23 protein-coding genes are annotated in these 21,065 nt (G+C 65.8%); 15 read left to right on the forward strand and 8 right to left on the reverse strand.

Going from position 1 to position 21,065, the window contains the following annotated elements:
- Positions 1-142: 142 nt before the first annotated feature.
- Positions 143-745: a hypothetical protein gene (locus DFO58_RS00005; protein ID WP_047119024.1), complete on the reverse strand. Its 603-nt coding sequence runs from the start codon at positions 743-745 to the stop codon at positions 143-145.
- 58 nt (positions 746-803) lie between these two features.
- The gene (locus tag DFO58_RS00010) at positions 804-1,439 is read right to left on the reverse strand and encodes a membrane protein (protein WP_047119025.1); all 636 of its coding nucleotides are present in this window, start codon (positions 1,437-1,439) and stop codon (positions 804-806) included.
- Positions 1,440-1,500: 61 nt separating this feature from the next.
- On the opposite strand from DFO58_RS00010, the gene DFO58_RS00015 reads away from it, so the two are divergent.
- Positions 1,501-2,901 carry a PLP-dependent aminotransferase family protein gene (locus DFO58_RS00015; protein WP_120989044.1) on the forward strand — a complete coding sequence of 467 codons (1,401 nt, stop codon included), beginning with the start codon at positions 1,501-1,503 and terminating at the stop codon, positions 2,899-2,901.
- Here the strand turns inward: DFO58_RS00015 and DFO58_RS00020 are convergent, their stop codons facing one another.
- Entirely contained in the window at positions 2,902-3,522 is a 621-nt protein-coding gene (locus tag DFO58_RS00020; protein WP_113608175.1) for a pyroglutamyl-peptidase I, read from the reverse strand.
- A gap of 147 nt (positions 3,523-3,669) precedes the next feature.
- Here DFO58_RS00020 and rmuC point away from each other — a divergent pair, with 147 nt between their 5' ends.
- Entirely contained in the window at positions 3,670-4,806 is a 1,137-nt protein-coding gene (gene rmuC, locus DFO58_RS00025; RefSeq protein WP_286163376.1) for a DNA recombination protein RmuC, read from the forward strand.
- Positions 4,807-5,186: 380 nt separating this feature from the next.
- On the opposite strand, the gene DFO58_RS18080 is transcribed toward rmuC, so the two are convergent.
- From DFO58_RS18080 to DFO58_RS00035, 3 genes are all read right to left on the reverse strand, one after another.
- On the reverse strand, positions 5,187-5,822 hold the full coding sequence (locus tag DFO58_RS18080; protein ID WP_146956206.1) for a hypothetical protein: 636 nt from the start codon (positions 5,820-5,822) through the stop codon (positions 5,187-5,189).
- 258 nt (positions 5,823-6,080) lie between these two features.
- Positions 6,081-6,365 (reverse strand): hypothetical protein, encoded by a 285-nt coding sequence (locus DFO58_RS18085; RefSeq protein ID WP_146956204.1) that lies wholly within the window; start codon positions 6,363-6,365, stop codon positions 6,081-6,083.
- Positions 6,366-6,938: 573 nt separating this feature from the next.
- Positions 6,939-7,418 carry an inorganic diphosphatase gene (locus tag DFO58_RS00035; protein WP_047119029.1) on the reverse strand — a complete coding sequence of 160 codons (480 nt, stop codon included), beginning with the start codon at positions 7,416-7,418 and terminating at the stop codon, positions 6,939-6,941.
- Between the two features lie 97 nt (positions 7,419-7,515).
- Between DFO58_RS00035 and dacB the strand changes: the two genes are divergently transcribed.
- From dacB to panC, 13 genes are all read left to right on the forward strand, one after another.
- Positions 7,516-8,880, forward strand: a complete 1,365-nt coding sequence (gene dacB, locus DFO58_RS00040; RefSeq protein ID WP_120989045.1) for a D-alanyl-D-alanine carboxypeptidase/D-alanyl-D-alanine-endopeptidase — start codon at positions 7,516-7,518, stop codon at positions 8,878-8,880.
- Between the two features lie 12 nt (positions 8,881-8,892).
- Complete coding sequence (locus tag DFO58_RS00045) at positions 8,893-9,816, forward strand: zinc-dependent metalloprotease (protein ID WP_120989046.1); 924 nt, start codon at positions 8,893-8,895, stop codon at positions 9,814-9,816.
- Positions 9,813-10,739, forward strand: coding sequence for a tRNA lysidine(34) synthetase TilS (gene tilS, locus DFO58_RS00050; RefSeq protein WP_120989047.1), 927 nt, complete (start codon positions 9,813-9,815; stop codon positions 10,737-10,739). Before DFO58_RS00045 ends, tilS begins: the two co-directional genes overlap by 4 nt.
- A 64-nt stretch (positions 10,740-10,803) precedes the next feature.
- A complete protein-coding gene (hpt, locus tag DFO58_RS00055; protein WP_047119033.1) occupies positions 10,804-11,355 on the forward strand; it encodes a hypoxanthine phosphoribosyltransferase in 552 nt (183 codons plus the stop codon).
- Positions 11,356-11,462: 107 nt separating this feature from the next.
- On the forward strand, positions 11,463-13,388 hold the full coding sequence (gene ftsH, locus DFO58_RS00060; protein WP_047119034.1) for an ATP-dependent zinc metalloprotease FtsH: 1,926 nt from the start codon (positions 11,463-11,465) through the stop codon (positions 13,386-13,388).
- 9 nt (positions 13,389-13,397) lie between these two features.
- On the forward strand, positions 13,398-13,976 hold the full coding sequence (gene folE / locus DFO58_RS00065; protein WP_047119035.1) for a GTP cyclohydrolase I FolE: 579 nt from the start codon (positions 13,398-13,400) through the stop codon (positions 13,974-13,976).
- Positions 13,977-13,982: 6 nt separating this feature from the next.
- Positions 13,983-14,885 carry a dihydropteroate synthase gene (folP, locus tag DFO58_RS00070; RefSeq protein ID WP_047119036.1) on the forward strand — a complete coding sequence of 301 codons (903 nt, stop codon included), beginning with the start codon at positions 13,983-13,985 and terminating at the stop codon, positions 14,883-14,885.
- Entirely contained in the window at positions 14,872-15,705 is an 834-nt protein-coding gene (gene folK / locus DFO58_RS00075) for a 2-amino-4-hydroxy-6-hydroxymethyldihydropteridine diphosphokinase (protein WP_047119037.1), read from the forward strand. The genes folP and folK overlap by 14 nt, the downstream gene beginning before the upstream one ends.
- Positions 15,702-16,175 (forward strand): DUF3180 domain-containing protein, encoded by a 474-nt coding sequence (locus DFO58_RS00080; protein ID WP_047119038.1) that lies wholly within the window; start codon positions 15,702-15,704, stop codon positions 16,173-16,175. Before folK ends, DFO58_RS00080 begins: the two co-directional genes overlap by 4 nt.
- Positions 16,156-16,641 carry a PH domain-containing protein gene (locus DFO58_RS00085; RefSeq protein WP_231735865.1) on the forward strand — a complete coding sequence of 162 codons (486 nt, stop codon included), beginning with the start codon at positions 16,156-16,158 and terminating at the stop codon, positions 16,639-16,641. Before DFO58_RS00080 ends, DFO58_RS00085 begins: the two co-directional genes overlap by 20 nt.
- Positions 16,638-18,011 carry a PH domain-containing protein gene (locus DFO58_RS00090; protein WP_053797143.1) on the forward strand — a complete coding sequence of 458 codons (1,374 nt, stop codon included), beginning with the start codon at positions 16,638-16,640 and terminating at the stop codon, positions 18,009-18,011. Before DFO58_RS00085 ends, DFO58_RS00090 begins: the two co-directional genes overlap by 4 nt.
- Positions 18,012-18,034: 23 nt before the next feature.
- The gene (locus DFO58_RS00095; protein WP_047119041.1) at positions 18,035-18,901 is read left to right on the forward strand and encodes a DUF2520 domain-containing protein; all 867 of its coding nucleotides are present in this window, start codon (positions 18,035-18,037) and stop codon (positions 18,899-18,901) included.
- A gap of 4 nt (positions 18,902-18,905) precedes the next feature.
- Positions 18,906-19,772 carry a pantoate--beta-alanine ligase gene (panC, locus tag DFO58_RS00100; protein ID WP_047119042.1) on the forward strand — a complete coding sequence of 289 codons (867 nt, stop codon included), beginning with the start codon at positions 18,906-18,908 and terminating at the stop codon, positions 19,770-19,772.
- On the opposite strand, the gene DFO58_RS00105 is transcribed toward panC, so the two are convergent.
- The gene (locus tag DFO58_RS00105; protein ID WP_047119043.1) at positions 19,769-20,725 is read right to left on the reverse strand and encodes a nitronate monooxygenase; all 957 of its coding nucleotides are present in this window, start codon (positions 20,723-20,725) and stop codon (positions 19,769-19,771) included. The two genes, panC and DFO58_RS00105, sit on opposite strands and share 4 nt — an antisense overlap.
- The coding region (locus DFO58_RS18655) for a hypothetical protein (protein ID WP_220668517.1) at positions 20,691-21,065 on the reverse strand (375 nt) is incomplete at its 5' end. The genes DFO58_RS18655 and DFO58_RS00105, both read right to left, overlap by 35 nt.

Consider the following 21,065-nt stretch of genomic DNA (forward strand, 5'->3'; position numbering starts at 1 on the left):
GGTGAGCACCGCGGTGCATTCGGTGTGGACCGGTGGTACGGGCGGGCGGTGGCGTTGCTGCATTGCTTCGTACATGTGTTAATTGTACGGCGTTTAATCGAACTTGTATTCGAATATAGGGCAGGCTTTTCCTCAGGAAAAGCTAAAGGTTGTCCGCTAATTCCAGAAGGCGGGCAATGCCGGAGCGGGCTCCGAGCTCGTCGTTGTAGCCAGAGCGGAGAATTGCCGCGGACACCGCCTGCGGGGTGATGCCCAGCGTCTGGGCCACCGCCTTCTGTTGCCCGCGCACCCCGGGGGTCAGCAGGTCGACCACAGCCCATTCAGACTCGCTGCGGGTGCGAATCGACTGCCCGAGCAGGCGCAGTAGCCCTTCGAGCTCGGCGTCCAGCTCGGCGTTGCCTGTGGAGACGCAGATCGGCACGCGTTCCCCGCGGTGTTCTGCCGCATCGAGAGCGCCCTGGGCCCGGCGTAGGGCCCTTCCGTCGACCTGGTCCGCTTCGGCGGGCACCGGTTCGTACAGCGCGCCGACGCCCAGCCCGATATGGCAGAAGTTCAGCCGGGCCGCGCGCAGGACTGCGTCGACGGCGGCATCGGCATCCGCGGGCACCCCCAGCAGCAGTTGGCCGCTGACGGCCGTGAACGCGGCGTGCGTGGATACCTGGGCCAGTTGGTGCCAGAGCGCCTCGCTGGCGGCGGCGACATCGGTGACCGAGCGGGGCCGGGGGCTGAGCGCAACGACAAACATGGCTTAAGTATTGCTTGTGAGGCCGGGTTTGTCGCGTATCCGAGATATATGGCGGAGGTCAGGCCCGCTGCGGCAGCCGCACGATGGTGAAGCGGAAGAACAGCTGGGTGGCCGGGCCGATGAGCAGCGCATAGGCCACGGTTCCCACTCCCACCGGGCCGCCCAGAACCCAGCCCAGTCCCAGCACCGACAGTTCAAGCACGGTGCGGATCAGCCGGATAGACTGCCCGGTGCGCAGGTGCAGTCCGGTCATCAGCCCGTCGCGTGGCCCGGGCCCGAGGTGGCTGCCGATGTACAGTGCGCCGCCCAGCCCGTTGACCAGGATCGCGGCGGCAACCGCCAGCACCTGCCAGCCCAGGCCGTCGATTGCGGGAAGGAAGCGCAGGAAGAAGTCCAACGCCAGGCCCAGATACAGCGTATTGGCGATGGTGCCAAGGCCGGGCCACTGCTTGAGTGGAATCCATGCCAGCAGCACCAGCGCCCCGACCAGGATCACGATGGCACCCAGCGACAGCGGCACGTGGTTCGCCAGGCCCAGATGCAGCACGTCCCACGGATCGACACCCAGCTGGGCGCGGATCAGCATCGCCATAGCCAGTGCGTAGAGCGTGAGCCCGGCAAAGAGGTTGGCCAGGCGCAGCGGGAGGCGTCCGGCGCTCAGCTGCTGGCGGGGAGTCAGGTTCGTGATGGTCATGTAGACAAGCTTCCGGTAAATTGGCCATGGAAAAAATAGCCAATTTTGAACTGGTGGATCCATGGGACGCATCACAGCCTCGGCGCTGGCCCGCATGCTGGGGGACCCGGACTCCTCGATGTCCGCGTACCGCTGGCTTTTCCTCGCGCTGCGCTCGCTCATCGCCAACGGCAGGATCCTGCACGGGACCGCGCTGCCCAGCGAACGCGACGCCGTGGCTGCCGTGGGGCTGAGCCGCACCACGGTCTCCCGCGCCTATGCCGAGCTGCGCGAGAGCGGGTACGCCAGATCCCGCCGCGGCTCGGGCACCGTGGCCCAGCTTCCCGGCGGGCCGGTGGCCGGAGGCGCCGAACCGCTGCCGCTGGGCGGCTTCGGCCCGTTGCCCGGAAGCCAGGCCGTGGACCTGACCTGTGCGGCGCCCAACGCGCCGGCCGGCATGCTGGAGCAGTTCGAGGCCGCGCTGCACGAACTTCCGCGCTACGCGGCGGGCATGGGCTACTACCCGCTGGGCATCGAGCCGCTGCGCGCGGCGCTGGCGGAGTACTACACCCGGCGCGGGCTGCCGACCGGACCGGAGCAGATCATCGTGACCTCCGGGGCGTTGTCCTCCGTGGCCGCCGCCGGGCGCGCGGTGCTCGGGCGCGGCCAGGGCGTGCTGGCCGAAACCCCGACCTACCCGAACTCGCTGCTGGCGTTGAAGGCCCACGGCGCGAGGACCGCGGCGGTGCCCATCGGGCCGCAGGGCTCCGACCTGGACCAGATCGCCGCAGCGCTGGCCGAGGTGCGGCCCGCGGCCATGCTCTGCCTGCCTGATTTCCACAACCCGGTGGGCACGCTGCTGGATAACGCGGGGCGTCAGCGATGGGCCGCCGAGCTGGACCGGGCAGGCGCCGTGGGCATCATCGATGAGACCTGTGCCGAGCTGTGGCTGGATGACCGCCCGCAGGTGCTGCCGATGGCGGCGTTCTCCCCGAACCTGGTCACCGTGGGCAGCGCCAGCAAATCGCACTGGGGAGGGCTGCGCCTGGGCTGGTTGCGTGCCCCGCGCCACCTGGCCGCTGCGTTGGCCCGCGCCCGGATGAGCATGGATTTGGGCGCCCCGGTGCTCGAGCAGCTGGTGCTGGCCAACCTGATCTCCTCGGGGCAGACGTTGTCCGAAGCCACCCGCACCGCGCTGCGCGAAAACCGGGACTGGATGATCGGGGAACTGGGCCGCATCCTGCCGGACTGGGAGCCGAACCGTCCGGCCGGCGGGCTGAGTCTGTGGTGCCACCTGCCGCGGCCGCGCTCCTCGGCCCTGGCCCGCCGGCTCACCTCGGTGCTGCTGGCCCCCGGATCCACCTTCGCGGTCGAGGGGCACGGGCTGGAGCACTACCAGCGCCTGCCCTTCGCTCAGGACCGCGCACAGCTGGAAGCGGCGCTGCCCGCCATCGCCGCGGCCTGGGAGCAAGTGGCCGTATAGCTACAGGCTTGCCGCCACGAGTTCAACCGCTGCGAGCAGCTGTTCCATATCCCATGCGGAGGCCGGCGCGGCGGTGGAGGCCGCCCGCAGATCGGTTTCCCGCCCCACGCCCGCTTCCGTTCCGCCCGGACGCAGCGCGGGGACGTGGATGAACAGCGCCGGGACCGGTTGCGCGTAGGCCAGATAGGCGACGTGGTTGCAGACGAAACGTCCGGCATTCCGGGAAACCTGCGCGGCGAACCCGGCTGCGGCCAACAACGCGGTGATGCGCTGGGCATCGAGGCTCGATGGCAGCGACAATGGGCCGTCCGAGATGATCGCTGCACCGCGGGGCCGGGCCCCGTCGTTGTCCGGGATCCGCGCATCGTCTTCGTTGGCGGCCCTGGCCTCGGGCGTCACTGCGGCACGTCCGCCGGCCTCGCCCACGCAGATCAGCGCATCGGGCCGGTGCTCCGCAAGCAGCGCGGAGAGCGCCTCGCCCGAGCGGTGGAAGGAAACCGGCAGGATCGCGGTGGTCAGCCGGCGCCCGGCAATGCTGGCCGGAAGCGCCGACACCACGGCGCTGCTGGCGTTGAAATTATCGTTTCCGAAGGGCTCGAACCCGGTCACCAGAATGTGCATGGCACCTATTATGTCGAACTGTCGGTGGCGGCTGATAGAGATTGAGTTGCTCTCCAGCCGGTTCAGGGAAGGTTCGATTTCATGATTATTGCCGTTTTTATCCTAGTCATACTCAATATTCTTGCGGCAGTATGTATTGCGCTACTGTTGATCCGGCGCACCGGCGGCGTGGATGACCAGGTGATTCGCGAGGCAGTGCGATCCACCCACGGCGAGTTGCGCCAAGACCTGAGTGCCCAGCGCGGCGAACTGCGCCAGACCCTCGGTCAGGTGCGCACGGAGATCGACGCGAAGCTCGGCGCGATGGCCGACGGCAACGCCCGGCGCCACCTGCAATTGCAGACGCTGATGCAGGAGCAGATGGACAAGCTGCGCGCCGGCAATGAAGCCAAGCTGGAGCAGATGCGCGAGACCGTGGACGAGAAGCTGCAGGGCACGCTGGAGAAGCGGCTCGGGGAGAGCTTCGAACTGGTGAGCAAACGGCTGGAAATGGTGCAGCAGGGGCTGGGTGAAATGCAGTCCCTCGCGCAGGACGTCGGCGGGCTCAAGCGCGTGCTGACCAACGTGAAAAGCCGCGGCACCTGGGGCGAGGTCCAGCTCGAGCGCCAGCTGGAGGACATCCTCACCCGGGACCAGTACGAGCAGAATGTTACGATCGTGCCCGGAAGCCGGGAGGCCGTCGAATTCGCGGTCATCCTGCCCGGGCGCGAGGATGGCACCATCTACCTGCCCATCGACTCCAAGCTGCCGCAGGAGGACTACGAACGGCTGCTCGACGCGCAGGAATCGGGCGACAAGGCGGCCGTCGAGCAGGCCAGCCGGGCGCTGGACAAGGCAATCATCGAGCAGGCCAAGCTGATTTCCGGCAAGTACATCGCCCCGCCGCACAGCACCGACTTCGCCATCATGTACCTCCCCACCGAAGGCCTGTTCGCCGAGGTGGTGCGCCGCCCGGGACTGGCCAGCAAGCTGCAGACCGAGCACCGCGTGCTGGTCACCGGGCCGACCACGCTGATGAGCCTGCTCAACTCGCTGCAGATGGGCTTCAGGACGCTGGCCATCGAAAAGCGCAGCAGCGAGGTCTGGCAGGTGCTGGCCGCCGCGAAAGACGAATTCCGCAAGTACGGGGATGTCTGGGACAAGCTGGGCAAGCAGCTTTCGGCCGCGCAGAACACCGTGCAGGCCGCCGGAACCCGAACCCGCGCCGTGGAGCGGACCTTGCGGGACGTGGAGTCAGTAAACGTTGAACCTACGACTTTGCCAGGAATCATGCCTGGAATTTAGTACGGTTTCATACATCGGGATCGACCGTGGATGATGGAACGCCAACGTCATACGTATTCGTCGAGAGTTTTGACGAGGTACCCCGTGATGATTCAAAACTAGGAGGGTCGCGCAGGCGGTGTTCCCCCCAGTGACCACCCGGTAGCTGTGTAGAAGAATCTCGCCTGGTAAACTGCCACGAGTCGTCGCCCAGAATGGCGCTAAAAGCCTTGCAAAAGATGCTCGCTATTCGTCAACCTATTTGGTGTCATTCGCCAGTGCGCTACCTGTATTTGCTGACCTGCGAGTCGAATGCACGACGGTCTCTGTGCAAAGCCACCCGCGGATTTCAACGGTTGGCACGGGGTGACGAAATCACCTGAACAGGCTGTTCTCAGTTCTCAGATATACAGCCATATCACGCCACCGACGCAACTGATCGCCCCGGCGATGCCGATGCGTCGGATAACGAATGTGATGGCGTTTGCCGGAGTGGTGAGGTATCGAACAAGAGCTTCGAAACCCATTCCTCCTGCACCTCCGAATCCAAGGCACGCGCCAATGATTCTTTTTACCTCGGGGTGAAGAAGAGCAGCAGGTTGGGCAACGCCTATGCCAGAGATGCCCGCGACCGGAGCATCTGCGCCGGATGCAAGCTTTTCGATGACTCGACCTCTCTTGTCGAGGGTCAAGATTTCTCCGCTATCCATATAACGCATGGCGGCGACGCTGGTGGGGAGCTTTTGTTTACCTGCTGTTTCGCGTGAATGGTTGATAATTTTGAGCGTAGAGGGATCAATGGATTCACTGATTCCGGGCCCTAAGTTACTACCCAGGGAGATTGATGCTGGCGCCGACGTTCCAACAGTTTCACACGACAAGAAGGTATTGGGAGCCTCAATTGCGTGCACCGGCGCGGAAGTGACGTCTGTCGACTCAGCAGTCTTCTCGACGCCGAAACTTGCAGTCGGCGCAGTGACTAATAGTGTTGCAGCAAGTGCGGTTGAACTGAGCATCGTTACCCTCTTTTTGAACATTTCGAATGTTTCCTTTGATTCAAGAAGTGGCTGCGCAGAGTGATGTAGGTTGGCGTGACGAGAGTTTGATTCAACGCAACGGCTAGAACCGATTAACTTAATCTATTTGCGAATAATACTAAAACTACTCGAAACCAATCATATAAAAGTATGATTGATTAAAATGCTACAAACAGAGGCGTAATATTTGAATAACGTGTAACCGCAAGATCAGTTGTGCATTTTCTGACTTGAGCCCAAACTCGATGAGGTTGCGGTCTACCTGTTGCTGCCATTATTCGGCGGGCTACTTCGCACATGGATGCGCTCGGCGATCAAAGTGCTCACGAGCAGCGATCCGAAGCCGCACAACGCTGGAATGTAGGCAGCAAACCCGGAAAGGGGCGAGAGTAACCAAGTGAATAACGCGAAGACTGCAACGGAGACGATGAAGCAGATGAGGAACGAGCCCCATTTCGTCCGCTCGCTTACTCCGTGCCAGAGCGGCAAAGTATCTTGAGATGATTCGCCGGACAAGCCAAGCCAGGATGAAAATTTAGTCATTATGAAAGATCCTCTCGGCAAGGGAATATACATACAAGAAGATTAGATACTATCTGTTAGCATCACTTTCACGGTACGGTTCAAGTTGAGCATTGCGCAATCATACTTTTGACTGACTAGGACGTCTGGCCGGCAGTGTGGCATGTGGCGGAATACGTCAAAGTTTCAACGATCGCATGAGGCGGAAAGATGAAACCGAGCCCGTCACTAGCGCGACAATTCATGACCTGATGCCATCGGGTTCCATAGAAGCGGGCGTTCCGGGAATCCATCGTTTGGCCATGCATTTAGGTTGCTAATGACCCATGTAAGAACTTCAGTGGCATCGCATCATGCTTGACAGATTCGAACACTGCTGAGGAGGGGCCTGAAGCAATGGAAGTCGAGGGGTTTGTTCCCGGGTGTCGTCGCCTATGAAAATCATTGCAAGGACTCATGCGGCGATGACAGTTTTCGGTGTCTTGTTGGGGCTTGGCCATGTACAAGTTGATTCGCCCAACGTAAGAGGACGGGAGCATGAGAAATCGGGAAAAAGAATGGCGGCAACCAAGTGGTTGCCGCCATTCGTAGCACTTAGGCCTTGAAGCGCTCGATGGAGCGAGCCAGCTCGGCTTCGGCGGCCTCGCGGCCCTCCCAGCCCTCGGCCTTGACCCACTTGCCAGGCTCCAGGTCCTTGTAGCGGGTGAAGAAGTGCTCGATCTCCTTGATCAGCCACTCGTCGATGTCCTCGAGCTCCTTGATGTGGTCAAAGCGCTTGTCCGAAGGAACGCACAGCAGCTTGGCATCTCCGCCGCCGTCGTCGGTCATGTTGAACACGCCGATCGGGCGGGCCTCAACCACGACACCCGGGATCAGGTCGACGCCCGGGATGTACACCATGGCGTCCAGCGGATCGCCGTCTTCGCCCAGGGTGTCGTCGAAGTAGCCATAGTGGGTTGGGTACTGCATCGAGGTGAACAGCACGCGGTCCAAACGCAGACGGTGGGTCTCGTGGTCGATCTCGTACTTGACGCGCGATCCGGTAGGGATCTCGATGGTCACGTCGTGGCTCATGAAAAGCACACTCCTAAACTAGTCTTAGGGTTATCCGCCCTTAAGCGTATCGCCCCCGGGCGCTGCCTTGATAAACCCGCGAAAGGAATGTCACCGCATGAACACCGCCGCCCGTCGCGTGATCACACTGGGCGCGGCCGTGGTTGCGGTGGTGGGCATGGTGCTGGCCATGCTGTTCGCACCGCGTTTTTTCACCGGTGAACCTGAAGCTTTCTACACCCCAGCCAGCGCGCAGATCGCGGAAAACGCCCCAGTCACCGTGCAGGACCTGAACCCGGATGCGGCCATGCCGGACACCGCCGTGCTCACCGCCCAGCTGGACGCGATCCTGGCGGACCAGGGCGATGGAACGAAGTTCACCGCCCAGGTGGTGGATGTCGCGACCGGCACCGTGCTTTATGACAAGAACTCGACCGCCAACGGCACCCCTGCCTCCAGCCTGAAGGTGGTCACCGCCCTGGCGGCCGTGGATGTGCTGGGTGCCGACACCCAGCTGGGCACCAGTGTTTGGCTGGACGGGGACACCCTGGTGCTGCGCGGCGGGGGAGACGTGCTGCTGGGCGACGGTGCCTCGGACCCGTCCTCCACCAAGGGCTACGCGGGGCTCGCGACGCTGGCCGAAAAGACCGCCGCCGAGCTGGAGAAGCGCGGTGTGGACTCCGTGAAGCTGTGGCTGGACGACTCGCTGTTCGGCACCGCGCAGTCCAACCCGGACTGGGACAAGTCCCTGTTCACCTCCAACAACATCGCGCCGGTCTACCCGCTGGCGCACTACGCGGGACGCGCGGGCGAGAACCTCGCCTCCCCGTACCAGTCGGATTCGGCGCAGCAGGCGCGCCAGGTGTTCGCCGCCGCGCTGGGTTCTTCGATCAAGGTGGCGCAGGGCGGGCGCGGAGCCTACGAGGGGGGCGAGCAGATCGCCGAGGTGCGCTCGGCCCCGCTGCGCGACGTGGTCAAGCACATGCTGCTGGTCTCGGACAACTACATCGCCGAGACCCTGGGCAGGCTGGTGGCCTTGGCCGAAGGTCTTCCCCCGGAACAGGCAGGGCTCGCGGTGGCCAAGGCCGCGGGGGAGCACGGAGCCCAAGGCCTGGTGCTGTCCGACGCCAGCGGACTGGCCGCCGCCAACCAGATTTCGCCCGCGGCGTTGACCACGGTGCTGCGCTCGGCGGCCACCAGCGGCAAGGCTGGACTGCGCGAGCTGGTCTACTCGCTGCCGGTGGCCGGATACAACGGCACGCTGAGGCAGCGGCTGGGCGGCGACGCGACCCTGGGAATGGTCCGCGCTAAAACCGGTTCGCTGACCGGGGTGGCCACGCTGACCGGCATGACGCCGACTAAGGACGGCAGGCTGCTGGCCTTCTCCATCTTCGCCAACCAGCCGGACGGAACGCTCGCACCGCACAAGCCAATCATCGACCAGGCAGTCACCGCCATCCGCGGCTGCGGCTGCCGGACATAGTCAGGAGCACGCATGAAGCAATTCATTGACTGGGACGTCGCTGTCGGAACCGCCAAGACCCTGATGCCGGCCGGCCCGGCCATCGACGGACGGCAGGCGGCGCGGATTATCGAGGAGCTGCGCATCGCCGGCGGCCAGGGCCTGGTCGAAGCGGAGAAGATCTCCCTGCTGAGCTCTACCGCGCCATCCCAGACCCTCGTGGTGGACCGCGCCGGCTGGGCCAAGGCGGTCAGCCAGAACTTCGCGGCGATGCTCCCGGATGGTATCGACGCCCCGGGCGCGGTGCCGCTGGTCGCCGGCGCCGAGCTCGGCGCGGTGCTCGCGGTGCTCGGCACCCGTGTACTGGGCCAGTTCGACCCGTTCGTCGGCCCCCGGCTGCTGCTCAACGCCCCGACCATCACCCAGCTGCGCGGCGAACTGAACCTGAACGCCAAAGACTTCTACCTGTGGATCGCCACCCATGAGCAGACCCACCGACTGCAGTTCGAGCATGCGCCGTGGATTCCCGGGGTCATGAAGCAGACCCTGGCCGAGGTGTTCGAGCCGCTGCGCGGCACCACGCATTCGATCAACGACCTCGGTTCCAAGCTCAAGGCCATGAAGTCGGAGGTCAGCGAGCTGACCAGCATCATGTCGGTGCTGGAGGGTCACGCCATGGTGGTGATGAACGACGTGAAGTCCATCGGCACCATCAAAACCATCCGCCGCCGCTTCGAGGCGCGCGGGGAGAACCGTTCGGCGCTGGCCACCCTGGTTGGCAAGCTGCTGGGCATGGAGGCCAAGGCGCTGCAGTACAAGCGCGGGGCGAAGTTCGTGCGCCACCTGGTCGACGAGATGGGCTACGAAGGCTTCAACACGATCTTCAGCGAACGCGAGCTGTTTCCCAGCGCCAAGGAGCTGGACCACCCCGAACGCTGGCTGGCCCGCACCCGATGAGCCGCGCCATTGACCGGGCGCGCCACGCGGTCGCCGCGGCGGCGCCCACCGGACTGAGCCTGGCCGCGGTTTCCGGCGGGGCGGATTCGCTGGCCCTGGCGGTCGCCGCCAGCCAGCTGCCCGGGGACTTCGGGGCGGTCATCGTGGACCACGGGCTGCAGGCCGGCAGCGCCCAGGTCGCGGACCGGGCGGCAGGGCAGTGCCGCGAACTCGGGCTGGAGCCGGTGCTGGTGCTGCGGGTGGACACCCGCCCCGACGAGGCCTCGGCCCGCGCCGCCCGCTACGAAGCCTTCGACCGGGCGCTTCAATCCACCGGAGCGCAGCGCATCCTGCTCGGGCATACCCGGGACGACCAGGCCGAACAGGTGCTGCTGGGGCTGCTGCGCGGCTCCGGCACGCGGTCGCTGGCCGGCATGCCGGCGGTGCGCGGGGCCTACGCGCGCCCGCTGCTCGACCTGAGCAGGCAGGACACCGAGCAGATCTGCGCCGGCGCCGGGCTGGAGTACTGGGAGGATCCCAGCAATACGGACACCTCCTACCGCCGCAACCTGGTGCGCAGCGAGATCCTTCCCTACCTGCGCGGACAGCTGGGCGAACACATCCCGCAGGCGCTGGCGCGCACCGCGCAGCTTGCCGCGGCGGACGCCGACGCGCTGGACCAGTGGGCCGGCCGGGCCTGGGCCGAGCACGGGACCAACCTGAAGTCGCTGGCGGCCCTGCCCCCGGCCGTGGCCTCCCGGGTGCTGCGCCTGGCGGCCGCCGATGCAGGCGCCAGGAACCTCGGCCGGGAGCGAACAGCGGCCCTGTGCGCTTTGGCCGGGGTCGGCACCGAAAAGTCCAAATCAGCCGGGCCAGTGCAGTTGGAGGGGAAAATCAGCGCCTACCGCCGGAGCCCGGTGATTGTTTTCACCGACTCGCGCTAAGCAACCACCGGTGAAATGTGGCACTCTAGGTAGGTACCACACCTCTAGAATCAGGAGAACCCTCGTGGATTCCAATGCCGTCAAGGCCGATCTGACACACGTTCTGTACACCAAGGAAGAAATCCAGGCCCGCGTCGAAGAACTGGCAGCGCAGATCGACAAGGACTACCAGGGCCGCGACATCCTCGTCGTCGGCGTGCTGAAGGGCGCGGTCATGATCATGGCCGACCTGGTGCGCGCACTTGATTCCCACGTGAGCATGGACTGGATGGCCGTGTCCTCCTACGGTTCCGGCACCCAGTCCTCCGGCGTGGTACGCATCCTGAAGGACTTGGACTCGGACCTCATGGGCAAGCACGTGCTCATCGTCGAGGACATCATCGATTCGGGCCTGACCCTGTCCTGGCTCAAGGCGAACCTGGAGTCGCGCGGCCCGGCCAGCGTCGAGATCTGCGCGCTGCTGCGCAAGCCCGCAGCCGCCAAGGTCGAGATCGACGTGAAGTACGTCGGCATGGATATTCCCAACGAATTCGTCGTCGGGTACGGTCTGGACTACGCGGAGAAGTACCGCAACCTTGACTGCGTGGGCACCCTTGCCCCGCACATCTACGAGTAGGGAACTTTTCGCGCCGGCGGGGCGTTGAGAAGAATCGAAGGTGGCGTGCCCCGGACGCCATGACAGCGGGTGAGGGAGATGCGTAGGGCGCGGGACCCGGCGGATCAATGAAAACAAAGAAGCTATTTAACAGCTGGATCATTTGGGTTCTCGTGGGCGTCGTTGCAGTCGTCCTGTTCCTGCCGATGGTTTTCGGCAACAACACGGCGAAGATCGACACTTCGCAGGGCCTGCATGAGCTGTCCAGCGGCAATGTGACCCAGGCGAAGATCTTCGACGGAGACCAGCGCGTGGACCTGACGCTGCGCAACGCCCTGACCGTCGACGGCGTCGAAAAGGGCACCAGCGTCAGCTTCTTCTACTCCTCGGCCCGCGCCGTGCAGGTGGTCGACGCGATCAACGACGCGAAGCTGGACAAGTTCACCGACCAGCCGGTGGAAAGCAACTGGCTGCTGTCGATGCTCGGCGTGATCGTGCCGTTCCTGCTGATCGCCGGCATCTTCTGGTTCATCCTCGCCCGCTCCCAGGGCGGCGGCTCCAAGGTCATGCAGTTCGGCAAGTCCAAGGCGAAGCTGATCACCAAGGACATGCCGCAGGTGACCTTCAAGGACGTCGCCGGCGCCGACGAGGCAGTGGAGGAGCTCCACGAAATCAAGGAGTTCCTGCAGGAACCTGCGAAGTTCCAGGCCGTGGGCGCCAAGATCCCCAAGGGCGTGCTGCTCTACGGCCCTCCGGGCACCGGCAAGACCCTGCTGGCCAAGGCAGTGGCCGGCGAGGCCCAGGTGCCGTTCTACTCGATCTCCGGCTCGGACTTCGTCGAGATGTTCGTCGGAGTGGGCGCCTCGCGCGTTCGCGATTTGTTCGAGCAGGCCAAGAACAACTCCCCGGCCATCATCTTCGTCGACGAGATCGACGCGGTGGGCCGCCACCGCGGCGCCGGCATCGGCGGCGGCAACGACGAGCGCGAGCAGACGCTGAACCAGCTGCTGGTGGAAATGGACGGCTTCGACGCCACCACCAACGTCATCCTGATCGCCGCGACCAACCGTCCGGACGTGCTGGATCCGGCGCTGCTGCGCCCGGGCCGCTTCGACCGCCAGATCCCGGTGGAGGCGCCGGATCTGAAGGGCCGCGAAGACATCCTGAAGGTGCACGTCAAGGGCAAGCCGATGGATGCCACGGTGGATTTGAACGCGGTGGCCAAGAAGACTCCTGGCTACACCGGCGCCGACTTGGCCAACGTGCTCAACGAGGCCGCGCTGCTCACCGCCCGCTCGAACGCCAACCTGATCGACGACCGCGCGCTGGACGAGGCCATCGACCGCGTGATGGCCGGCCCGCAGAAGCGCACCCGCCTGATGGACGAGCACGAGCGCAAGGTCACCGCCTACCACGAGGGCGGCCACGCCCTGGTCGCCGCCGCGATGAACCAGACCGCGCCGGTCACCAAGATCACCATCCTGCCGCGCGGCCGCGCCCTGGGCTACACGATGGTCGTGCCGGAGTCGGACAAGTACTCGGTGACCCGCAACGAGCTGCTGGACCAGATGGCCTACGCCATGGGCGGGCGCGTCGCGGAGGAGATCGTGTTCCACGACCCGTCCACCGGAGCCAGCAACGACATCGAGAAGGCCACCGCCACCGCGCGCAAGATGGTCACCGAATACGGCATGAGCGAGAAGGTCGGCGCGGTGCGCCTGGCCAGCTCCGCCGCCGAGCAGCAGATGGGCACCGGGGCGCGCGAGTACTCCGACGAGATGGCCCACCTGGTCGACGAAGAGGTGCGCCAGCTCATCGAGGGCGCGCACAACGACGCCTACTGGGCGCTGACCACCAACCGCCACGTGCTCGACCGCCTGGCCCTGGCCCTGCTGGAACGCGAGACGCTGAACCAGAAGGAGATCGCGGAGATCTTCTCGGACCTGGTGAAGATCGACAAGCGTGTGGTGTGGCTATCCAACGACGAGCGCCCGGTGCACCCCGAAGGCCCGGTGTTAAGCCCCAAGGAGCGCGCCGCGCAGTCGACCGACTAGGATCGAAGCGTGACTGAAGAAAATCTGATCGACCAGCCGCGCATCGCGGCAGCCGTGCGCGAAATCCTGTTGGCCATCGGCGAGGACCCGGACCGCGACGGCCTGCAGGACACCCCCAAGCGGGTGGCCAAGGCCTACGCGGAATTCTTCGCCGGGCTGCACCAGCGTCCCGAAGAGCACCTGTCCACCACCTTCGACATCGAGCACGACGAGATGGTGCTGGTGAAGGACATCGCGTTCTACTCGACCTGCGAGCACCACCTCGTGCCGTTCTACGGCCGCGCCCACATCGGGTACATCCCGGGCAAGGGCGGCAAGGTCACCGGCCTGTCCAAGCTGGCCCGGCTGGTGGAGGTCTTCGCCCGCCGCCCGCAGGTGCAGGAACGGCTGACCACGCAGATCGTGGACGCCCTGGTCGAGCACCTGAACCCCTCCGGCGCGATCGTCGTCGTCGAATGCGAACACATGTGCATGTCGATGCGCGGCGTGCAGAAGCCGGGCGCGAAGACCGTGACCAGCGCGGTCCGCGGCCAGCTGCGGGAAACCGCCACCCGCGCCGAAGCAATGAGCCTGATTCTCGGAAGGTAACCCCCTATGTCTCTTGGAGCAATCCCGGGCACCGGTCCGGCCACCAGCCCGTTGACCGTGATCCGCAAGATCAAGCAGAAAACCTTTGCCGACCTGCCGACCGACCGCACCCTGGTCATGGGCATCCTGAACGTCACCGAGGACTCCTTCTCCGACGGAGGCGCCTACCTGCAGCGCGAGGCAGCCATCGCGCAGGGCCTGAAGCTGCTCTACGCCGGCGCCGACATCATCGACGTGGGCGGGGAATCCACCCGCCCCGGCGCCGCCGCGGTGGACCCGGAGATCGAGCAGGAGCGCATCCTGCCGGTCATCGAGGCGCTGGTCAAGGCCGGTGCGGTGGTCTCCGTGGACACCATGCACGTGGACACCGCCCGAGCGGCCATCGCCGCCGGCGCGCACCTGATCAACGACGTCTCCGGGCTGACCTACGAGCCAGGCATGCCGGAGCTGATCGCGCTCACCGGTGTTCCCTACGTGCTGATGCACCGCCGCGGCACCGCGCAGAACATGGTCACCCAGGCCAACTACCAGGATGTGGCAGCCGAGGTGCTGGCCGAGCTGCGCGCGCTGCGCGACGACTTCGTGGCCCGCGGCGTGAAGCCCGAGCAGATCATCCTGGATCCGGGGCTTGGCTTCGCCAAGGACGCCGCGCACAACTGGGCGCTGCTCAAGAGCCTGCAGGCCTTCGAGGACCTGGGCCACCGCGTGCTGGTCGGCACCAGCCGCAAGCGCTTCCTGGGCGAGCTGCTGGCCGAGGGCGGCGCTGCGCGCGAACCGCTGGGCCGCGACGCGGCGACCCTGGCCACCACCGTGCTCGCGGCCGCCGACGGCGCCTGGGCGGTGCGCGTGCATGACGTGCAGGGATCGCGCGACGCCCTGAAAGTCGTGAAGGCCCATGGACCGAATTAGCATTTCCGGGATTTCCGCGATCGGCTACCACGGCGTTTTCGACTTCGAAAAGCGCGACGGGCAGAGCTTCGTCGTCGACGTGGTGCTGCACGTGGACATCTCCCGCGCGGCGGCCAGCGACAACGTCGCCGACACCGTGCACTACGGCGAGGTCAGCGAGCTGGTGGTCGCCCAGATCCAGGCCGGTCCCTGGGACCTGATCGAGAAGCTCGGCAGCGAGATCGCCGAGGCGATCCTGGCCGCCTACCCGACCGTGGCCACCGTGGAGGTCGTGGTGCACAAGCCGCAGGCGCCGATCCCGGTGCCGTTCAGCGACGTGAGCATTTGCCTGGTCCGCCACCAGACGCTGCACACCGCGGTCATCGCGCTGGGCGCCAACCTGGGCGACCCGCAGGCCACACTGGCCGCCGCCGTGGCCGAGCTCGGCGAGGAAGTCCAGATCCTGAAGGTCTCCCCGCTGGCTGTCACCAAGCCCGTGGGCGGCCCGCCGGACCAGCCGGACTACACCAACCAGGTCATCGAGGTGCGCACGCAGCGCTCCCCGCATGAGCTGCTGGATCTGTGCCAGCGCATCGAGGCCGCGCACCACCGCACCCGCGAGGTGCGCTGGGAGGCGCGCACGCTGGATCTGGACCTGATCACCTACGACCACCTGGTGCTCGAGGACCCGAGGCTGACGCTGCCGCATCCGCGCGCCGCCATCCGTGGCTTCGTGCTGGCCCCGTGGAGCTGGATGGACCCGGACGCCGTGCTCGGCGGCCAGCTGGTCTCCCGGCTCGCGCAGCAGGCGGCGGACACCAAGGACATCATCCGGCTATGACCCGGCTGAAGGTTCTCTCGCTGGTGTGGTGCACCCTGCTCGGGGCGGTCCTGGGCTGGGTGGCGCTGCGCCTGTTCGTCGCGGCGGGGCATTCAACCCCGGTGCTGGACTACACGGCGCTGTATTCGCTCGGCGCGGTGTGCGCGGTGGTGCTGTTCCTGGGCATCCGGGTCAAGCGCTCGACCCTGGGCAAGGCCCACTTCGACGCGATCGCCGCGGCCCGCACCCTGGTGCTGGCCCAGGCGGCGGCCTACGCCGGCGCGCTGATCACCGGCTGGCATCTGCCGGCGCTGGTCAACCTGTGGGTGAACGCCGGCGCCTCGCCGAGCCTGACCCGCGCCATCGTGCTGGCCGGAGCCGGCCTGTTCATGGTGGTCATCGGGTATGTCGTGCAGCACCTTTGCAAACTTCCACCCGAAGATCCGGAGGACAATACCGATGGAATCGCCGATGGAACGGTCACCGAATGACTTCCGGCCGGTCGCTCCCGAATACTTCACCGTCAAGCTGATCGGCTGGGCGCTGAACACCGCCCTGTACCTGCTGATCGCGCTGGTGCCGCTGATCCTGCGGCTGTTCGGCGTGCAGACCCCGAACTGGCTGGCCATCGCGCCGCCGCTGGCGGTGCTGCTCGTCGCCCTGCTGGTGCTGCGCCTGCTGCGCCGCCGAGTGCGGGCGCTGGGCTACCTGGAGCGCGAGGAGGATCTCGTGGTGCGCTCCGGGGTGATGTGGCGCAAGCAGCTGGTCATCCCCTACGGGCGCATGCAGTACGTGGAAGTCACCAGTGGTCCGCTGGAACGCAAGTACGGGCTGTGCAAGCTCACCTTGAACACCGCCTCCGGCTCCGCCACCGCAGTGATCCCCGGCCTTGGGCAGCGCACCGGCGAAGACCTGCGCGAACGGCTGAGCGCCGCGGGCGAAGCGAAGATGTTATGACCGACCAGTGGCAGCGGGTCCATCCGGCCAGCCCGTTTGTGCGCGGCTGGGTGGCCATCGTGGGCCTGGCCTACATCTACTGGCAGAACACCAATGACCTGACGCTGGCCGAGCGGCTCAGCGGCGAAAGGCTGCGCTGGACCGTGGTCATCGGTGCGGGAGCGCTGCTGGTGGTGCTCGTGTTCTACGCCCTGTCCTGGTATTTCACCCGCTACATGATCACCCCGAGCCACGTGTACGTGAACTCCGGGATGATCTTCCGCAGCCAGAAGCAGGCGCGCATCGACAGGGTGCAGGGAATCGAGGTGGCGCAGCCGCTGGTGGCCCGGCTCCTGGGCCTGGCCGAACTGCACTTCGACGTGGCCGACGGCAGCCAATCCATGCTGCGGCTGTCCTTCCTGCGCAAGGCCGACGCGCAGCAGCTGCGCGCGCTGATCCTGGACCGGGCGCACGCAGCCCGGGGAGGCCAGGCGCAGCCGGACGTGCCGGAAACGGAACAAGCTCCCCACGACGTCGCACCGGCCGGTGCCGCGCCGGAGACCGGTGTGCTGATGGCCAAGGTGCCCCACGGCAGGCTGCTCGCCTCCCTGTTCCTGCGCATGCCCACCATCATCGGCCTGCTCAGCGCGCTGGCCCTGGGCATCATGACGCTCAGCGGCATCGGCGGCATGGTGGCCGGCTTGATCCCGGCGCTGCTGGCCTTCGGCGGCTGGTTCTACAAGGAGCTGAACAACTCCTGGAACTTCAGCGCCGCGGCCACGGACACCGGGCTGCGCGTCAGCCGCGGCCTGGCCGACACCCGCCAGCAGTCCATCCCCGCAGGCCGCGTCCAATCCATCCAAGTCACTTCCCCGGCCCTGTGGCGGCTGCTGGGCTGGTACCGCGTCGAGGTCAACGCGCTGGGCGTCGGCTCGCAGGAGGAGGCCCAGAACCTGCTGGTGCTGCCGGTCGGGGACTTCGACGCGGTTGCCCGGGTCATGGGCATCCTGTTGCCGGACCTCGGGGTGGAGAACCAGCGCAAGGTGCTGTTCACCGCGATCAACTCCGGAGGCGAGGAGCACGGATTCACGCTGTCCCCGCAGCGGGCCAGGCCGCTGTCACCGGGGGCGTGGAAAAACCAGGGGTTCCTGGCCACCGACACCACAGTGATTACCCGCTACGGCTGGCTCGCCCGGGTCACCGCCTTCACCGCGCACAACCGGGTGCAGGGCCTGATGCTGCGCCAGGGCCCGCTGGAGCGCCGCCGGCAGCTGGCGGGGCTGCGCATCTACAGCGCCGGCGGCACTGTCACCGGCTACATACAGCAGGTGGATGCCCAAATCGCTGGTAAGTTCTTTGAGGAACAATCCCGCCGCATCGCCGGCAGGTAATTTTTCGTCGCGGAAGGTAGGACGTGGACGCACCACGCTTGGGAATCGGCATCATCTCCGCCGGCAAGGTCGGCACGGTGCTCGGCGCCGCCCTGGCCGCCAGCGGCCACCGGATCACCGGAATCCATGCGGTCTCGCAGGATTCGAAGGACCGCGCGGACGCGCTGCTGCCCGGGGTCGAGATCCTGGACCCGGCAGAGATCCTGCGGCGCAGCGAACTGGTGCTGTTCGCCGTGCCCGACGACGTGCTCGGCGAACTGGTGGCGGGGCTTGCCGCCGCAGGGCACTTCACCAGCGGGCAGCTGATTGCCCACACCGCCGGACGCTACGGCACCGGGATCCTGCAGCCGGCGCTGGATACCGGCGCCTTTGGGCTGGCCATCCACCCGGCCATGACCTTCACCGGCATGAGCATGGACCTGCAGCGGTTGACCGACTGCGTCTTCGCGGTGACTGCCGACGAGATCATGCTGCCGGTGGCCCAGGCGCTGGTGGTGGAGATGCGCGGGGAGCCGGTGGTCATCGCCGAGCAGGACCGCGTCAGCTACCACGCGGCGCTGGCCCACGCCGCCAACCACCTGAACACCATCACCGCGCAGTCCGCGGACATGCTGCGCCGCATCGGTGTCGAAGAGCCGTCGAATACGCTGCGCGCGCTGATGTACGCGAGCCTGGACAACGCGCTGCGCTCGGGAGCCGGTGCGCTGACCGGCCCGGTGTCCCGCGGGGACGTCGGAACGGTGCAGGCGCACCTGTCCGCGCTGGAATCCGATCCGGCGGAAACCAACGACAGCTACCGCAGCCTCTCGCGCGCCACCGCGCTGCGGGCGGCCGCCCGGGGCCTGATATCCCAGCCGACGCTTGAGGAACTGCTGCGAGTTCTAGAATAAGAGGGTGAAAACCCCAAAAATCGTCAAGACCCGCAGCGAATTGAAGGCAGCCATTGCCGAAGCAAACCCGGGGTCCCTGGGCTTTGTCCCGACCATGGGCGCCCTGCACGACGGGCACGCGTCGCTGTTCAAGGCGGCCCGCGAGGAAAACGAGCTCGTTGTCATCTCGGTCTTCGTGAACGAGCTGCAGTTCAACGACGCCGCCGACTACTCCAAGTACCCGCGCACCCTGGACTCCGACGTCCAGCTGGCCGCCGGCGCCGGCGTCGACATCGTGTTCGCGCCCGAGGCGCAGGAAATCTACCATGCGGGGCTGCCGCTGATCCGGCTGAATTCCGGTGCACTGGGCGAGATGTACGAGGGCGCCTCCCGCCCGGGGCATTTCGACGGGATGCTGGCCGTGGTGGCCAAGCTGCTGCACCTGGCCGACCCGCGCCAGGGCGAATACCGCGCCTACTTCGGGCAGAAGGACGCCCAGCAGGTCGTGCTGATCCAGCGTATGGTCGCCGACCTTGACTACGCGGTGCAGCTGCGTTCGGTGCCGATCGTGCGCAGCGAAAAAGGCTTGGCTCTGTCCAGCCGCAATGCGCTGCTCAACGAGGAACAGCTGCAGGCCGCCCTGGTGCTGCACCGGGCGATATCGCTGATCGCCGGCCGGGCAGCCCGCCACGAGCCGCTGAACCTGGAGGACGCCATCGGCATGTTCCAGATGGAGCCGCTGGTGGAGCTCGACTACTTCGTGGTGGTCGATCCGGCCAACCTGCAGGAACTGGCGTTCAACTGCCAGGACACCCCCTTCACCGGGGAGGGGCTGATCCTTGTCGCCGCCACCGTGGGCGGCGTGCGGCTGATCGACAACCAGCCGATCTAGGCGAAGCGCTGGGCGGCGTCCGACAGGATCCTGCGGAAGCCTCCCAGCTCGGCCAGCACCTCGGCGCAGGTTTCCTCGCGCTGGACGAATTCCACGGCTTGGCCCGCATAGACGGGGGCCAACGCCACGTCCGCTTCGGCGCGGGCGCGGACCATGCGTTCGCGCAGTTCCTCGGTGGCTTCCAGGGACACGAGGTCATCGGCGTAGCGGTTGCTGAAGTCATTGGCCAAGGCGCGGCCGCCGAACTCAGGGGCCCACGGCAGCTGCTGGGCTATGTCGAAGGCCCGGGTGTAGACGGTGTCATCCAGCCCCGAAGCGCGCACCGCTGCTTTCAGGTTCTCGTGTCCGCTGGCTTCCTTGGTGGACAGGAACCGGGTTCCGATCCAGGCCGCTTCGGCGCCGGCGGCAAGCACTGCGGCGATCCCCGCAGCGGTTCCGATGCCGCCAGCCGCAATCACCGGCTTCTGCGTCTGGGCGCAGGCCAGTTGCAGCAGCGGCAGCGTCCCGGATTTATTGCGGCCGTGTCCGCCGCCTTCGCCGCCCCGGGCGATGACGATGTCGATGTCGTCCTGCAGTGCACGTTCCAGGTCTGCGGCGTTGCCAACCTGCATGGCTGTCAGCACGCCCGCTTCGTGGGCCAAGGCCGCGGCGCGGGTGACATCGCCGAAGCTGATTGAAACCAGCGAGGGGCCGTACTCGAGAAACGATTCAAGCGGTGACAGGTCCGCCTCCAGCGCCCAACCCATGAAGCCGACACCCCAGGGAGTGTCGATCTCCGACACGTGGGATGCCTGGGCCTTGATCCACTCGGCAGTGGGCGCCGGGGAGACCCCGATCATCCCGACCCCGCCGGCCGCGCTGACGGCAGCGGCCATGGCACCACCTGCGGCTCCTGCCATGGAAGCATTGAAGATTGGTTCACGGTATCCAAGAAGTTTCTGCAGGTCGCTCATACGCCCAGACTAGATCAGCACCATGAATGTGACCTAGAACGCGGCCCGCCGATTTGAAACATCCGAAAATGACCTGTATAGTTTTTATCTGTTGCCGCAAGGGAAACAGCCCGAAATACACGAGCTGTTCACGCGGTGGCCAATCACTTTTCACTTGAAGATTTCGATCGATTTTGATCGGCTCACGAAGTCTGGTAAGCTTGAAAAGTTGCTCCGGAGCGAAGCAGCTCGAACCCTTCGGGTTTGGGATGCGGTGTCGAGAGTGTTTGTTGTTTGAGAACTCAATAGTGTGCCAAGTTTGTTGATACCAAATTATTTTTTGTTTGGTGAATACGAAACA

It is taken from the genome of Arthrobacter sp. AG1021 (genome assembly GCF_003633665.1).
Taxonomy (GTDB): Bacteria; Actinomycetota; Actinomycetes; order Actinomycetales; family Micrococcaceae; genus Glutamicibacter; species Glutamicibacter soli.